At 43.0% G+C, this 16,138-nt stretch carries 12 protein-coding genes and 2 pseudogenes; 2 read left to right on the plus strand and 12 right to left on the minus strand.

Going from position 1 to position 16,138, the window contains the following annotated elements; genetic code table 11:
- Position 1: 1 nt before the first annotated feature.
- Positions 2-2,632: a DNA mismatch repair protein MutS gene (mutS, locus tag NQ550_RS10625; protein ID WP_029676924.1), complete on the minus strand. Its 2,631-nt coding sequence runs from the start codon at positions 2,630-2,632 to the stop codon at positions 2-4.
- Positions 2,633-2,771: 139 nt separating this feature from the next.
- Between mutS and NQ550_RS10630 the strand changes: the two are divergent.
- Positions 2,772-3,053: pseudogene (locus NQ550_RS10630) on the plus strand (transposase); the annotation flags it as partial.
- 168 nt (positions 3,054-3,221) lie between these two features.
- Here NQ550_RS10630 and NQ550_RS10635 read toward each other — a convergent pair.
- The 4 genes from NQ550_RS10635 to NQ550_RS10650 form a co-directional block, all read right to left on the minus strand.
- Positions 3,222-4,466, minus strand: a complete 1,245-nt coding sequence (locus NQ550_RS10635) for a serpin family protein (protein ID WP_022379967.1) — start codon at positions 4,464-4,466, stop codon at positions 3,222-3,224.
- Between the two features lie 252 nt (positions 4,467-4,718).
- On the minus strand, positions 4,719-6,047 hold the full coding sequence (locus tag NQ550_RS10640) for a transposase (RefSeq protein ID WP_055154010.1): 1,329 nt from the start codon (positions 6,045-6,047) through the stop codon (positions 4,719-4,721).
- Between the two features lie 291 nt (positions 6,048-6,338).
- A complete protein-coding gene (locus NQ550_RS10645; protein ID WP_173702612.1) occupies positions 6,339-7,652 on the minus strand; it encodes an IS30 family transposase in 1,314 nt (437 codons plus the stop codon).
- A gap of 276 nt (positions 7,653-7,928) precedes the next feature.
- Positions 7,929-9,815, minus strand: coding sequence for a hypothetical protein (locus NQ550_RS10650; RefSeq protein WP_259840089.1), 1,887 nt, complete (start codon positions 9,813-9,815; stop codon positions 7,929-7,931).
- 399 nt (positions 9,816-10,214) lie between these two features.
- Here NQ550_RS10650 and NQ550_RS10655 point away from each other — a divergent pair.
- Positions 10,215-10,979, plus strand: a pseudogene (locus tag NQ550_RS10655) (IS5 family transposase).
- On the opposite strand, the gene NQ550_RS10660 reads toward NQ550_RS10655, so the two are convergent.
- From NQ550_RS10660 to rsmH, 7 genes are all read right to left on the minus strand, one after another.
- Positions 10,971-12,092 (minus strand): hypothetical protein, encoded by a 1,122-nt coding sequence (locus tag NQ550_RS10660; protein ID WP_259840091.1) that lies wholly within the window; start codon positions 12,090-12,092, stop codon positions 10,971-10,973. The pseudogene NQ550_RS10655 and the gene NQ550_RS10660 overlap by 9 nt on opposite strands.
- Before the next feature lie 32 nt (positions 12,093-12,124).
- On the minus strand, positions 12,125-12,433 hold the full coding sequence (locus NQ550_RS10665; protein WP_025579052.1) for a hypothetical protein: 309 nt from the start codon (positions 12,431-12,433) through the stop codon (positions 12,125-12,127).
- Positions 12,434-12,585: 152 nt separating this feature from the next.
- The gene (locus NQ550_RS10670; RefSeq protein ID WP_025579050.1) at positions 12,586-13,200 is read right to left on the minus strand and encodes a PrsW family glutamic-type intramembrane protease; all 615 of its coding nucleotides are present in this window, start codon (positions 13,198-13,200) and stop codon (positions 12,586-12,588) included.
- The gene (locus NQ550_RS10675) at positions 13,197-13,823 is read right to left on the minus strand and encodes a hypothetical protein (protein WP_025579049.1); all 627 of its coding nucleotides are present in this window, start codon (positions 13,821-13,823) and stop codon (positions 13,197-13,199) included. Before NQ550_RS10675 ends, NQ550_RS10670 begins: the two co-directional genes overlap by 4 nt.
- Positions 13,807-14,175 (minus strand): ABC transporter, encoded by a 369-nt coding sequence (locus NQ550_RS10680; protein ID WP_025579047.1) that lies wholly within the window; start codon positions 14,173-14,175, stop codon positions 13,807-13,809. The genes NQ550_RS10675 and NQ550_RS10680 overlap by 17 nt, the downstream gene beginning before the upstream one ends.
- Positions 14,162-14,794, minus strand: coding sequence for an RNA polymerase sigma factor (locus NQ550_RS10685; RefSeq protein ID WP_029677005.1), 633 nt, complete (start codon positions 14,792-14,794; stop codon positions 14,162-14,164). The genes NQ550_RS10680 and NQ550_RS10685 overlap by 14 nt, the downstream gene beginning before the upstream one ends.
- Before the next feature lie 279 nt (positions 14,795-15,073).
- A complete protein-coding gene (rsmH, locus tag NQ550_RS10690) occupies positions 15,074-16,129 on the minus strand; it encodes a 16S rRNA (cytosine(1402)-N(4))-methyltransferase RsmH (RefSeq protein ID WP_025579043.1) in 1,056 nt (351 codons plus the stop codon).
- Positions 16,130-16,138: the final 9 nt, after the last annotated feature.

Raw genomic sequence — 16,138 nt, forward strand, 5'->3', positions numbered from 1 at the left:
ATCACCATCTGTTCTTAATCTTGTTCTGCAGGTTATAAAGTGTATTCATTGCCTCGATAGGAGTCATATTCCCCATATCAAGACCTTTTATCTCATTAATGATATCGTTATCCTTAACTGTATCGAACAGAGACATCTGTGCCATATCCATCTGATCGTATACAGGCTTTTTCTTTTTCGCAGATGTCAGGTCTTTTACTGCTGCCGTAATATCCGCATCACTTAGTTCCTCCACCAGTTCCTTTGCTCTCTGGATAACAGAATCCGGAACACCGGCAAGCTTGGCAACCTGGATACCATAACTTTTGTCTGCGCCGCCCTGAACGATCTTACGCAGAAATACAATATCGTCCCCTTTTTCCTTGACAGCAATACAGTAGTTATTAACTCCCGGAATCTTGCCCTCCAGTTCAGTAAGCTCATGATAATGGGTGGCAAATAATGTCTTTGCACCACAAAGCTTTGTATTGCTGATGTGCTCGATCACAGCCCAGGCAATGGCAAGCCCGTCAAAGGTACTGGTGCCACGTCCGATCTCATCAAGAATCAGAAGGCTTCTTGCAGTTGCATTTCTCAGAATATTTGCAACCTCTGTCATCTCTACCATAAAGGTACTCTGACCACTTGCCAGATCATCCGACGCACCTACACGGGTAAAAATCCTGTCAACAATTCCGATGTTTGCTTTTTCAGCAGGGACAAAACTTCCAATCTGTGCCATCAGTACGATCAGGGCAGTCTGTCTCATGTAGGTAGACTTACCCGCCATGTTCGGACCTGTGATAATGGATACCCTTTTTTTATGGTTATCCAGATATGTATCATTCGCAATAAACATATCGTTCTCTATCATCTGTTCCACAACAGGATGACGGCCGTTTTTAATATCTATCACACCTGTTGTATTTGTCTTCGGACGTACAAAATGATTTCTTTCCGCAACCAGGGCAAGAGAAGCAAACACATCCAGTGCAGCCACTGCCTTGGCAGTCTTCTGGATCCGCATAACTTCTTTCCCGACTGTATCTCTCACATCACAGAACAGTTCATATTCCAGCGCATAAAGCTTGTCCTCTGCACCAAGAATTAAATCTTCCAATTCCTTCAATTCCTGTGTAATGTAACGTTCTACATTAGAAAGTGTCTGCTTACGAATATAGTTGTCAGGTACCTGGTCTTTAAATGTATTGGTAACCTCCAGTGAATAACCAAATACACGATTATATTTAATCTTCATTGTCTTGATACCTGTACGCTCACGTTCCCTTGCTTCCAGTTCGGAAAGCCATTTTTTGCCATCTGTTCTGGAGCGGCGGAATTTATCTACATCTTCATTATAACCTTCTTTGATAATACCGCCATCCTTCTGTGCAAGAGGCGGATCTTCCACGATGGCACGTTTAATCAGATCTGTTACATCTTCCAGAGAGTCCATATCTTCATAAATTTTCTGAAGCAGGGGAGTCTTAAATTCTTTTAATACCTGTTTTATATATGGAAGCATTTCCAGTGAAGAAGCAAAAGCGATCAGATCCCGCGGATTAGCTGACTTATAACTGATACGGCTGATCAGTCGTTCCAGATCATAGACAGGTCCCAGATATTCCCTGATCTCGTCGCGAAGCATTCCATTTTTATTTAACTCTTCCAACGCCTCAAGACGTTCCTCGATCTCATCTCTGTCGATCAATGGCTGTTCTACATAACTGCGAAGTGTTCTGGCACCCATGGCAGTCTTTGTCTTATCCAGTACCCAGAGAAGAGAACCTCTTTTCTGTTTTTCACGTAATGTTTCTACAAGTTCAAGATTCCTGCGGCTGGAGCTGTCGATCAGCATATACTTTTCTGCTGCATACGGACGGATCGTCGCCATATGGGACAGCGCGGTTTTCTGTGTTTCCTTCAGATAAAGGAAAAGTGCTCCTGCTGCAATGATCCCGCAGTCATAATCACCAACGCCCAGTCCATCCAGAGAACCTACATGAAAATGATCTTTTAGTGTGCGGCGGCACAACTCGTCATCGAAATACCAGGAATCCAATGAAAAAACACAAATCCCAAGACGGTTCTGCAAGTCATCTGTATCTATATTAGACATATAAAAAGAATCATTACAGATAATCTCTGCAGGAACAAATTTATTGATCTCATCAAGAAGTTTCTGAGGTTTGTCCACCTCAGTAAGGAAACAGTCACCTGTTGTAATGTCTGCAATAGCGCATCCGAAATGTTCTTCCATAGACACAATAGACATCAGGTAATTATTCTTTGTCTCATCAAGAGCAGCAGCATCCAGTGTGGTTCCTGGGGTTACGATCCTTACAACCTCACGCTTTACCAGTCCTTTGGCTTTTTTAGGATCCTCTACCTGCTCACAGATCGCTACCTTATGTCCTCTCTCGATCAGACGATTAATATAAGTCTCCGCAGCATGATAAGGGACACCACACATGGGTGCCCTCTCCTCTAATCCGCAGTCCTTTCCTGTAAGGGTAATCTCCAGTTCCCTGGTGACAAGTAATGCATCATCAAAAAACATTTCATAAAAATCTCCCAGACGGTAGAATAAAATGCAGTCTTTATATTGTTCCTTTGTCTTGCAGTATTCCTGCATCATCGGACTCATTGCCATTTAATTGTTATCTCCTATCTTCATAACAGCTCACTGCTGTTTTTTATCTCGTATATATTGTATTTTTGACATCTTAAGATTTTAACATGAATAAATAGAAGATGCAAGATAGAGTATAAACATTTATTCTATCCCTAAAATGAAGCGCTGGAAGGATAACTGGGACGCAATCTCGCCGATCTTTAAATTTTCAACGACGGTCAGAACGGTGATTTATACTACAAATGCTATTGAATCCCTGAATTCTACCTACCGGAAACTGAATTGCCAGAGAAGCGTATTTCCAAGCGATACAGCTCTATTAAAGGCACTGTATCTTGCTACATTTGAAGCTACAAAGAAATGGACCAGTACGATCCGCAACTGGGCACAGGTGTATGGTGAACTGAGTATTATGTACGAAGGACGCCTCCCAGAGTAACGAATAAACGGGCGAATAAGACGGGCGGAAAACCGCCTGCTCTTGACATGCCATTCAACAACTGTTATATATAAAACAAGAGTGAGAAGCCTGATTTTCAGGCTTGCCACCCTTGCATATCATAGAAGAATCTTATTTACAGACTTTTTCTCACAGTCTCCCTTTTCATCAGGAAACTGTCATTACTTTTCCCATAAACAGTATTTCGTCATTGCTCCTGTCATAGATCAGGAAGGCAAAAGGACGAGTGAGTTCCACATTTTTGATAACTGGTTCTTTCTCCTCTACAGCTGACATACATTCCATGATAACTGCTGTCACTGCTGCTGCTTTCGTGCCGTTTTCATCCAGTTCCAGTTTTGTTTTCTGCAGTATCGTATCTACATTTACATTTTTGTCTGCAATACCGGAGAAATCAGCGTTGCTGGAAAATATATTATCAAGCCCCAGGCTTGAGAGTATGTCATTTAGGATGGCGGTAGTCTCAAAATCAAGTTTTGGCATCTTACATTGTACTTCGTCATACTCTGGCTGAGATTTCAGAAGTCCACCAATATCCAGATCCTCAAGTGTAAAATCGCCTTCATCGACAGGCAGGATTCCGACAAAACTCAGTCCGTTTGCATACTCTCTGCCAAATGCTGTTGCCTTATCATTTTCATAATACCTGTCTCCGGCACAGGTCATGTATTTTGTCTTTTCATTGTTTCCAAACTTCTCTTCTGTATCAGAAACATTCCAGGGTTCTCCACTCCATCCGGACTCAAAATATAGTGAATTAGTTAAGCACAGTCCGGTAGTATCATTGATCAGATCCGGGGTTATGATTTTCGGGATCAGCCCTTCCGTATTTTTGTCACACCAGGAATTAATGATACCGCATGTTTTCTCTGCAGCGGAAAAATCTACATTTTCCACTTCAGCCCCAAAACCGTTCGTTACTGAATTTTTAAATTCTTCCTGTAATGTCAGATTATTATCCACCCAGACTGCATCTGCAATCTTTAATTTTGACTTATATCCGTAACTCTCATCTTCAGTATTATATTCTTTAATCTTGTTCAGATATTCCTTTGCATAAGATACAAAATCATCGGTTCCCAGGTAATTACATAGAACTTCTTTTGTCTCTCCTTTTGCACCTTCTGCGATCATGCCCAGCGCAAAATTAAGGCTTGTGGGACTGAACATAATATTTTCTCCATTGACTGCCGCAGAGATTTGGTCTGTCATTTTTACGGAATTCTGTAATGTCACGGCTTTGTCGATACTGGCTCCTTTATTACCGGACACCGTGTCTTCATTGCTGCTTTGGATTTCACTGGCTTCTGCGGAACCGGCATATATGCCGACAGCTGGCAGTGCGACAGTCATAGCTGCCAGTATTCCGATTAAGAGTTGTTTTCTTATCATAAGGCGTTTCCTCCTCTGGCATTTTCTTTAGTTTAACATATTTTTCTTTCGGTTTTGTAATCTGTGGAAAATAGAATACCGTGAATTATGTCCTCACATGACTGAAGTCACGTGCTTCCAGACGCTTTAGGCGTCAGACTAAATATCGGCGGATACGCCTGTAACTTAGATTTGCGCAGATATGCGCTTTTTCCCATGCCAGATATGGCAGGTCCCCACATTACAGGTAGTCCGCTGTATATCTGCCTGCATCTATGCAGCCATTAAGAGTCCCATCTCAGAACTGAGTTCTCTTAGATCTGCATAAACACATGAGGTTCTACGCTTTACTGCAGGGACTTTTGCCTCCAGCAAAGACCTTTCCGTTGCCGGAAGGGGTTTTAAAAGTTCACGGATAAAATATCTGGCCCCGATATTATAAGAAGCTGACAGGTCACAGTTATATCTTTTTCCCGTCTGAAATGCGCAGAGGCTGTGATTTCTCCAGTCACGCAGGACTATCCCTGATCCATCATACGCAAGCCTGCTCGTATTCCATGCACAGATCCTGGATATGCGCATCCCTTTCCTGTGTGCCTGATGTTCACACCGTTTCTGGATATCCCGTTTTCTCCAAAGCTGCAGTTTCTGCCTCTTACTTCCCGATATCTTTCCGTTCATTTCCAGATACTCAAATACGATCACATCTGCATGATTCTCCCATGCATATTCTGCAACTGCCCCTGCGATCTTTCTGCTTAATTCTATATTCAGACGTCTGGTGTATGCCCACCTTTCTCCTGCCTGCGCAGATCCATGTTCCCTCTGGAATCTCCGGATTCGTCCCAGTGTGCGGTACATACGGTCTTTTTCACTGGGGAAGTCAATAAACTTTCTCCCCAGGACAGTTCCGTCTGCCCGCATGATGGTACAGACTGCATCCGTATTGATTCCCAGATCCACGCTGCAGATGATCTGTTCCCTTACAGGTGTCTGAGTAAGTGCCACTTCTTCTGTATAGGAAAAACGCAGGAAATATTTATGGTGTCTTTTTTCCAGTGTCGGGGCTGATGCTTTTTTTCCATACCAGTTCCTTCGCAGGTATTCCATATCCGTATGACTCAAACACACACGGAACCATCTCCAGTCATGCCCGTCATACAGTTTCAGGTATGCCTCATCTTTTCCCTCTGTCCCTTCGCGGTACATCACATCCCGGTAAAAGACCGGCATGGCATGGTTTTCACAGGTAAAATTCGGTTTCCCGGAGAGTTCTCCCGCTGCCTCCCACTGTTCCATCCGGCTTTCATAGGACGATACACTTCCCAGTGCATGCTGGATGGCAGCTCTCCTGAGATAAGAAGGCATCTTCGGAAAACGGATGTCAAAATCAAAGTGGGCATGGTTCTTTTTCGTTGTGTGAATCAGATGTTCTGCTGCATTAAAGCGTTTTTTTGCTTCCGGGATCATTTTCAGTTCTGCCCACACCTGTTCATAGATTTCCGTCAGATAGCTGACCGCCTGACGATAGATTTCCAGTGTCTGGCGGATTGGGATATTCTGTTTTCGTATTTCCACACCATAACTGGATACCGTCTGCATTTTCTTCTCCTCTGAACTGTTTTTTTATTTTGTGCTACTTAAATGAAAAACACTTAAATGAAAAACTAAATTCCAGCTGTGGATTATCTCAGTAACTATGCGGGATTAAATTCTGTAATGCACCTTAACAATTCTATTTTTTTGTCTTATAATAAACCTGTAAGCACTCATGATTTATGTTTTTATGCATACTAACCGGGCATCTGAAAATAGTGTGCGAGACTAAATTCCACATGCCTTATGTGCAAGACTAAATTCTGGTGCAGTGAAATCTGCCTGTGCTTTACTATTTTATTTTATAAGTTTTGGACTAAGCATAACATCATCAGGTGCGATTGCCTTTAATCCTAATGCTTTGTGCAGTTTGTTGTCCAAGAGTAAAAGAGAGAGTTCATATGGGCTATGTCCATTAAGACTGTCTCTTTTTTCGTTGTTTATGTGATTCATCATAAGTCTGACTTTCTCGTCATTTAAATCAGCGAATGAACTCCCTTTCGGACGGATGTAGCGGATATACTCGTGGTTCTTTTCGCAGGCACCTTTTTGCCAAAAGCTGTATGGATCACAGTAAAAGACCGTCGTGCTTTTACTTCCGTCACAGAATTTCTCCATCTCTTCACGAGCTGAGAATTCTGAACCTCCATCCGTGAGGATCACCGGAAAAAGCTTTTTGAATGCATCCTGTCCTAACACTGTTTCAAGCCATACAAAGACCTCTAACACGCATTCCTGGTCTTGATATTCCAACAGGAACATAAGCATAAGATTGCAGTTGCGGAATGTAAAGGTCAAGAGGGCGCAGCTTTCGCCTTTCATTCCTTCCACGCAGTCCATTTCCACAACATTTATATCTGGATGATCTTTCATATAATTCTGGAAATTTTCGTAGTTATGACCTTGACGATAAGAACGATCTTTTGCACTGGTCTGTGTAGGTTTCTTGCGTTTCTTATAACGTACAGAACGTCTTAAGTCACCATTGCGGACATCGAATACACAATCATTGATGTAGGAGTAAAGTGTTCTTCTGGAGCAACCCAATTCTTCTGCATGAGTAGCATAAATATGACCGATGGACTGATGCTTCTCCTTGATCAATGGAACCAATAAATCATTCATGGATTGAATGCTTTCCGGAGTCTGGTTAATGCCGACTCTGCAATCGACCAGCACGCTACGGTACTCATCATGGGCATATTTGGATGAATAAAACTTTCTGGGCATAAGACAATGGGTCTTTTTACCACAGCCATTACATACGTAGGGAGGTTTATTCAGTTTCTCACATTCAGCTGTCTCATATGCGGGACATATATCAGTGCAGCGAAAGGATGGTTTTCTGCAAAGCTTACAATGAATGCCACACATCTTATCACACAAGCATGTCACCTTACAGTTCTTGCGATGAATACATGGCGGGTGAGTGTAACCTGAATCCGGACGTTCTTTTGTATGTGCGTGGAGACGTACTTCCTTTGATATGGTAGATGGATTTTTACCAATAATCCGTCCAATTTCAGTGAAGCTTTTATTCTCAGTAAGACCTTTCTCGATATCAACACGCTGTTCAAATGTTAAATGTTTCTGATTGCCTTTATTTTTCATAATTATCTCCAATCTGCACAGGCAGGCAATCAGCTGCAAGTACATTATACGGAGTAATGATTATCAAAGACAATATGGCAAATATGTGTGCAAAAGTAACTTCGACCTATATGGAATTTACTCTTGCATTTGGTCCAAAACCGGAATTTAGTTTTTCATTTAAGTTTAAATGAAAAACTAAATTCCAGCTGTGGATTCAGCAACAAAATATCGAACATATTTTCTTTTTAAATTGAATTGCCGAGGATTCCCGCTTTTTATCCTAAGAAAGAGAACCTATTTCTTTGTCTTGAATTTCTTCATTGTGGAATATGGACTGTAAACTCTGGACTTGTTCTTGGAGGTTCTATTCCAGGAACGTACCGTCACATACCAGGTGCCTTTCTTTACATTTTTAAAGGTTACAGTTACGGTATTTTTGCCTTCTGTACGTTTCAGATATTTCTTAACCGGATATTTCTCACCTGCGGAAGTCTTATATTTGTTTCCAAGCAGGATTTCGTAACCTGTGGCATTTTTGCATTTTGTGTAAGTAACAGTCACAGTGTTTCCTTCTACAGTAATATTCTTGATCTTTGGCTGCTGTGGTGTGACAACAGTGATCTTGATCTTCTTGATCTTTGTCCAGGAACCATAGACCTTATTGCCCTGTGCATCCAGAACCCAGCTTCGGGCTGCCACATACCAGGTACCTTTTGAAAGATATCTGAAAGATGCCTGTGGCTTGCCGGATGAGGAAACTGTTTTGCTGAACTTTCCGGTTTTGAGCATATCTGATTTCTTGCTGATCACGAAGTCATAACCCTGAGCGCCGGCACATCCTTTGGAAAGTCTGACAGTGAGCTTGTTTCTGTCAATGGAATAGCTGGAAATCTTTGTGTTTGCAGGTCGCAGGTATGCACCGTTTTCATCTGTGATACTTCCGTCTGTGTGAATGACTCTGCCATTGAGAGATTCTGTACCAAATGCTATGAAATAATCCTGTCCTTTGGAAAGCGTAAAGTCGGCATATGGAATACTGCGCTCAAATGCACCGCCTACAGTTACAGTCTGGATACACTGCAGAACCCCATTCTCAACATCATACCAGAACAGATTTGCCATAAGTCCTGCACAGGAGGCATCTGCCTTTACGGAAAGCACAGCCGGGAAATCGAAAGCTCCGCTTCTTCCAAGATGGAAACCGAAATCATTCTGGTTTGTGGAGATCAGGCTGTATAATGCTGCCGGGATATATTCTGCTGTGTTTGTAACAGAAAGATCTATATCCGCAGGTGTTTCTGATGTAATGGAAGTACCGTTGATTTTCCAGATGAAACCATTTTCCATATCAAGGTTCAGGGAAATATCTTTTCCTTTTATCCCGGATAAAACAGAAGCAGGAAGTGTCCTGGCACCATTCATGATAATGGAGATGGTATCTTTTTCTTTGGATGTCTTGATCAGATCATTAACAGTATCCCAGCTTTTCTTCTGGAAACTTCCCTCAATGTAAGGTTCCCCGTCACCAAGTTTTCCGAGATTTTTTGTATCCTGATGTTTGCATCGTTTACAGGTGTAAGTTATGATTCCGTCAGTTTCTGTAGTTGGTTCTGTAGTGATAACGCCGTTGTCATAGTCATGGCCGTATGCGGAAATGGTATAACCATAGGAAAGTGTTTCATTACAGTCTGTGCAGTAGGTATCTCCGCTATACCCGCTGGAAGTACAGGATGGAGAGGAGTAATAACGTCCGGCGGTGTGTTCGTGCGTGCATTGACTTCTGATGATTGTGTAAGTAATAGATTCTTTTTCGTAATTCCCCTTATCGTCGCCATTGTAAATTGCGGTAGCTGTAATGGGTTTTCCAACTTGTAATTCCTGATCAGGATTAACATTGTTATCCCATTTCCAGTCAGCCGAAAAAGGATTGGTAATGTCTCTGATCTTTTTACAGGACCATAGAACGAATATAGGAGTTTCATTAGAATCTGCTCCTGGTGCTACAGGGGCTTTTTCAATAGTAAATGTCCATTTTGGACTTACTAATCCTTTATGTGCAAAATAGGATTTACTTGCCTCTATCTCAGCCTTTACGGTATATGTGCCTGCATTTACAGGAACACCTTGGAGTGGTTGAGTGTTCTCATTGATATCATTGTAGTTACCTTTATAATATACCAATGAGATTTTTCTGTTATTTTCATGTGTAGGTTTAAATTTAAACTTCAATGAGGCTTCTTTAGGCTGACCATCGTAAATAAGATTTACAGGGGACTTAAATATAAAATCATTAACAACTTGAGCAGCTTTAAATGTGTTGGTAACGGTGTCGAATGAATAATTCCGTGTTCGAAATTCTGAACTGTTTTCTGGGGCAAGTATAATCAAATAGCTGTTTGTAGAATTGCTTTCGAGCTTGGGTAGCCAAACATACAGATTAGTGTCATCAGGGTCGAGAGAGGAATGGTTTACAGGCTTCCAATTCCATACCCTAGAGCGTGTCTGAAAAATAAAAATTGCACAAAACGCATGTTTTATTTCCCTTTTTCATGATAAAATAAAGAAAAAGGGGTGTTCACTATGTTGAGACGATATGAGTTGACTGATGAAGAATGGCTTCGCATTGAACCTTTATTACCTCCTGAAAATACTGGAAAACAAGGACGTCCAAGGAAAGACAATCGTATCATTATGAATGGAATTGTATGGCTTGCACGTAGTGGGGCACCTTGGCGCGATCTTCCTGAACGTTATGGTTCATGGAAAACTGTCTATAGCCGATTCCGAAAATGGATCGATGATGGTATCCTTGATAATATTTTCCGTATTTTAAGTCTTGAAGCAGAATTGGAAGAATTATCCATTGATGCTTCTATTATCCAGGCGCACCAAAGATAGTGCCGGTGCAAAAAAAGGGGGCCTTCAAATGAAATCGGGCATAGTCGTGGAGGAGCCAAGACCAAAATCCATGCGGTAGTAGATGCCTATGGATATCCAGTTTATTTAATGATCAGTGAGGGACAGCGTAATGATATCAATTATGCAATCCCTTTGCTCGATCAAATTGAAATAAACGGAAGCAATGTGTTAGCTGACCGAGGATATGACAGTAATAAATTGCTTGATTATGTGTACGCACGCGGTGGAGAGCCAACCATTCCATCCCGAAAGGGAGCTAAATTTGAACGTCATTGTGATTGGTGGTTATACAAAGAACGCCATTTAGTAGAAAAGTATTTTCTGAAATTAAAAGCATTCCGACGAATCGCTACACGTTATGACAAATTAGCTGCAACCTACTTGGGATTTATTTGTATCGCCTCAATATTAATTTGGTTAAAATAAACAATTTAAAATGTTTTTCAGACACGCTCTAGAACCTGTTCCAGTTTTGATTGTTACGTTCGCATTTTCGGGATTTTCAATAGTACAACAGTAAACCTCTTTCCCTTCGTTTGTTGGGGAACCGGATACAGAAGAGGCTTTTACCGAGCCGCCATTAATGGTAATATCACTGCCACTGCCGCCGTAACTGCCGCCACCAATTCCGGCACCATCCGTAGAACTAGCAGTTACAGAACTACTCTTAATGGTAATATCACTGCCACTGCCGCCGTAACCGCCGCCACCAATTCCGGCACCATCCGTAGAACTAGCAGTTACAGAACTACTCTTAATGGTAATATCACTGCCAGCGCGTTGCTTGCTGCCACCAATTCCAGCACCATACTTAGAACTAGCAATTACAGAACAACTATCAATAATAATATTACTGCAAGAGCCGGTGCCGTAATAGCCGCCACCAATTCCGGCGCCATCCCCATCGATACTACGAGCATTTAAGATTCCTGCAGTAGCGTCTGAATTATTGGTTTTTATTATAAGCTGAGCTTTGTTATCTTTCTGTAAACCGGCACACCTGTTATCCTTTGTTATAAGACTATTTGTGCCTGTTAAATGGATAGTGACTGCAGCCTCCACATTTCTCATTATTCGCAGTGCCGAATCAACACTTGTATTGATACTTACGTTAATAAGATAAATGTTGATTTTGTCTTTCGCCGAAATATTTGCTCCATCAACCACAATTCTATTTCCTGTTTCCTGGCTACATATGAATTTGTGATCTCCTGCCGAACTTATAGTATAAACTCCATTCACAACTTTATTGCTCGTAGTTAAATCAATTTCTCCAGCTTGTTCATTTTCCGCAGCAGCCATTGCCTCATCGGGGGCATCATTAAATTCAGGAACCTCGTCTGAACTGAATACAGACAGTTCCTCATCTGTCTCTCCTGCCGCTTCCAGCTCCTCATTGGTAAAAATCTCCGGAGTTTCTTCCTCAGACACTACATCCTGATTTCCGGAAGTAAATTCTTCCGCAAATATGGTCTGGGGGGGCATATTTGTAGAACACAATGCAAGTGCCAGAATCCCGGCTAATAACTTTTTCCTCATGCTTTCCACCTTTCCTTTCTTTATACATGATCTTATGCGTCTTGACTCTTTTGTCCTCTTTTTCTGAATTTGATACATAATGCGGTAATCACGACTGCCACATTAAAGGAAATGACAGCCACCAACACATAGCCGCCTGCGTCCTCATGCAGCAGAATTGTGCCGTACATTCCCGTAACGTTTATTGGCTGGCTTTGCATTATCCCCGTTGCTCCCACAAGAGACAGGAATAACAGGGTACACAGAACAGACAGCCGGCAGACTGCGCGCCGCTCCTGGCGGCGGTGGTATTCATGCATTCGCTTTTTTACCAATTCGATACGGGTTTTGGTATCGTACATACCTTCCAACCTCCTTTCACAAAAAAGTCCTAAAAAGTCTTTCACTTATATAGGTACAAAAAAAGCGAAAAACTCTCACCTGAAAATCAAATTTTTTCAAAAAAATTTGAGAGCTGCCGAAACAGCTCCCAAAAGCGGAAAATCAGGTTATATTATTGTATCGAACTGCGGAAAATCAGTTTTCCCGCTGTCAGGATCAGTACAGGCAGCAGATAAGCAATATACTGTGCTGCACCGCCGTAGGCGATCAGGAGATTATAAATTGCATGAAAGGTGATTGCCGCTCCCAGCAGGCCGCAGGTTCCGGCAATCTTCAGCCATGTTCTCTGCCACACATATGCAAGGCCGCCGCCGACAATGGCTCCACAGATCACATGCATGGCTCCAGTCCCAATACCACGGAAGAAAATAAAAGAAAAATGTCCGGCTCCGTTTTGGATCAGATAGCAGACATTCTCAAATGTGGCAAAGGAAAGAGCTGTGATCACAGCGGCATTTTTGATTCGCTCCGCTTTTGGCTCAAATATCAGCAGATAAAAGAGCAATGGCAGAAGTTTCATCACTTCCTCCACCACCGGGGCGATCTCTGTGGTAGCTGCAAAGGTGTCCGCTCTGTAAAGTGCAGCGAAAAAGGTGTTGATGTATGCGGAAAGCAGACATGCACCCATCCCGGCAAAGCAGAACAGAAAGAATTTTCTCTGCCGCTTTCCCATACACAGCGCGGCAATCAGCAGGGGCGAAGCCATGCAGAGAAATACATATGTCATGCCTGCACCGCCTTTCCTGTGGCTGGCAGCAGCGCAAACAGGCTGCCTGTAAGCAGAAGATCAAACCAGCAATAGGGAGCGGAAATGGAATAGCCCGGCCACAGGCAGCCAGAGATCCAAAGAACATACTCCACCGCCACATAGCACAGTACCCCAATGTGGAAATACCGCATCTTACATGCTGTTCCCGTCTGTATCTGTGCATAAGCAAGACCCCGGATGGAATGATAAGAAACAACGATCATCATGCCACACCAGAGCAGATTGGAGAGAACATCCCCAAAGGTGCAGTAAAACACACAAAGCGGAATGCCAATCAAAGGGGCAATCAGGGCTTTTCCTGTCGAAAATCTTCTTTCCCCGGCAGAAGAAAGGGTGTATTGCAGAAGATAAAGGAAAATCACACTGGCTACCCAGCCGAACTCTGACACATAAAAGACCTGCGGTGTTTCAGAAAACAGAAGCAGATACAGCGTCCAGTAAAGAGAGCCAAGGGCAAAGCATCCGTAAAAGCAGGTCAGCAGGAAACAGGTCTGTTTTCGATCTTTCAGATACCAGATACCACTCAGACAAAAGCCCACCAGGGTAACAGCAAATTGAAAAAGGTTACTGAACAGCTCCATCCTCATTGTCCTCCTTTTGTTCCTCCGTCTGCTCCTCTTTGTTCAGCTGGCGGATGCGGAAGCACAGAATAGTCACGCAAACGCCGAGGACAAAAGCCAACAGTCCGATCACCATATATCCCAGCGCAGTACCGCCGCCTAAAATTGTTGCTGCCGTTTCAAAGCCGGAAGAAGTACCGGGCGTAATCTGTCCGACAATACCTGGCATAACAAAGGAAACCCCAACGATTACTGCAAGGCATGCCGCTATGCAGAATGCGGAGACAATCCGTCTGTGCCGCAGTCTCTGCTGTCGTTCTTTTTCCCCAATACGCCGTTTTACCTCAGCAATTCGTTCCTCATTTTTCAACATCTGTAATACCCTCCCGTTGCAATAATCCGCGTAAACGCTCTTTTCCCCGGTACACCATATTTGTAATCTGCTTCACGCTTTTTCCCATGACCTTAGCAGCCTGTTGGTAGCTCATACCCTCAAAATAGGTCAGATAAAGAGCTTCCCGATAATCTGAATTTAACTCGTCCATGCAGAGATGCAGGATCTGATTTCGTTCCTTTGTGCGGATGACCTCCTCCACCAGTGTCTGCGCCTCCGGTTCTCTGGTCAGGTCGTCAAGACTGAAGATAATCCGCCGTCTGCTTTTGTGGCGTAATGCCTTGTGCCGCGCCGCTTTATAGAGATAAGCCTTAAAACATCCATCCCGGATGCGGGGCTTTTTCGTAAACAGCCAGGAAAAGGTTTCCATCATTAAGTCCTCCGCTTCGTGGACGTCATGCAGATAACCATCAATGTATAAGGTCAATGGGTCGCCGTATTTTTTTATCAATAGTTCAAGTCCTGTCTCGTCACCGCTCAGATATTGCCCATAAAGCTCTTCATCAGTAGCCATACCGTTCAATTCCTTTCCCCATATTACTCCTCTGTTGTCAGGTGTAATCTCCGGGCTTCTTTCCTTCGTTCTTTTGATAAGCATAGTATACTTTTGTTTACAAAATACGTCAATTGTTTATAGCAATTCTACAAAATAATGAGAGCCACGGTCTGCACTCTGATTCAGAATACAAGACGTGGCTCTCCTGATCATAACCGGAAATATAAAACTGCGGTCTTCAGTTCATGAGCAGATGAATATGATCCGGCATAGCTTGAATGCTGATTCATCACATCGCCCCTTACAAGCAAGTCCCACTCACTGCTTATTGCTCTTCGCAATAGAAGCAGTGAGTGGGACTTACTTGATTCGGTTAAAACTTTATTCAGCCTTTATAGCCCAGCGCATCTTTGTGGAACGGGCTCTTGGGTTCTGTGTGCACTCTTTGGCTGAAGGGCGGATCACATCTTTTGCATAGTCTGAGTAGATTCCCTCCTTGTATCCTGCTTTAAGCGCTTTCTTTACCAGTTTGTCTTCACCGGAATGAAAGGTAAGGATTGCCACACGTCCGCCCGGACGCAAAGCATCCGGAAGCTTCTCCATAAATTCATACAGTACTTCGAACTCATGGTTAACATCAATACGCAATGCCTGGAAGGTTCGCTGACAGGTCTTCTTAATTGTCTCTTTCTTTTCTTTTTCAGGAAGGAAATCAAGAGTTTTTTCGATTACCTGACGCAGTTTTGTGGTAGTATCAATATGATTGCCTCTGCGGATCTCATCGGTAATGGCTTTGGCGAGTTCCTCACAGTATGGTTCATCAGAATTTTCACAGAGCATTCCCGCAAGCTCCTCTCTGGAAATGGTATCCAGACGCCGGGCTGCACTGATGCCGGTTTCCTGATTCAGGCGCAGATCCAGAGGTCCGTCTGTTTTAAATGAGAAACCTCTTTTGGGATTATCAATCTGCATGGAGGAAACGCCGAGATCTGCCAGAATAAAGTCAAATCCTCCAACCTCTTTGGCAATCTCATCAATGGTGCAGAAGTTCTGAAGCTTTACTGTCAGCAGTTCTTCCCCGAATCCCTGCTCTGCCAGACGTTTCTTTGTTTTGGCGGATTCCTCAGGGTCTACATCTGTTGCATAAATATGGCCCTTGCCATTCAGACACTGAAGCATCGCTTTCGTATGGCCGCCATAGCCCAATGTGGCATCAAATCCGGTTTCGCCCGGCTGGATATTAAGAAAATCAAGGATTTCCTTAACCATAATGGAGATATGCATTCCCGCCGGGGTATTTCCTTTCTGAATCACGTGTTCAATGGTATCTTTATATTTCTCAGGCTGTAATTCCTTGTATTTCTCTTCGAATTTCTTCGGATATTTTCCTTTATAACGGACACGTCTTTTATGTGGTGTCTGGTTCTGGTTTTCCATAAAATCCCC

Origin of the sequence: Blautia wexlerae DSM 19850 (genome assembly GCF_025148125.1) — a bacterium.
Classification (GTDB): Bacteria; Bacillota; Clostridia; order Lachnospirales; family Lachnospiraceae; genus Blautia_A; species Blautia_A wexlerae.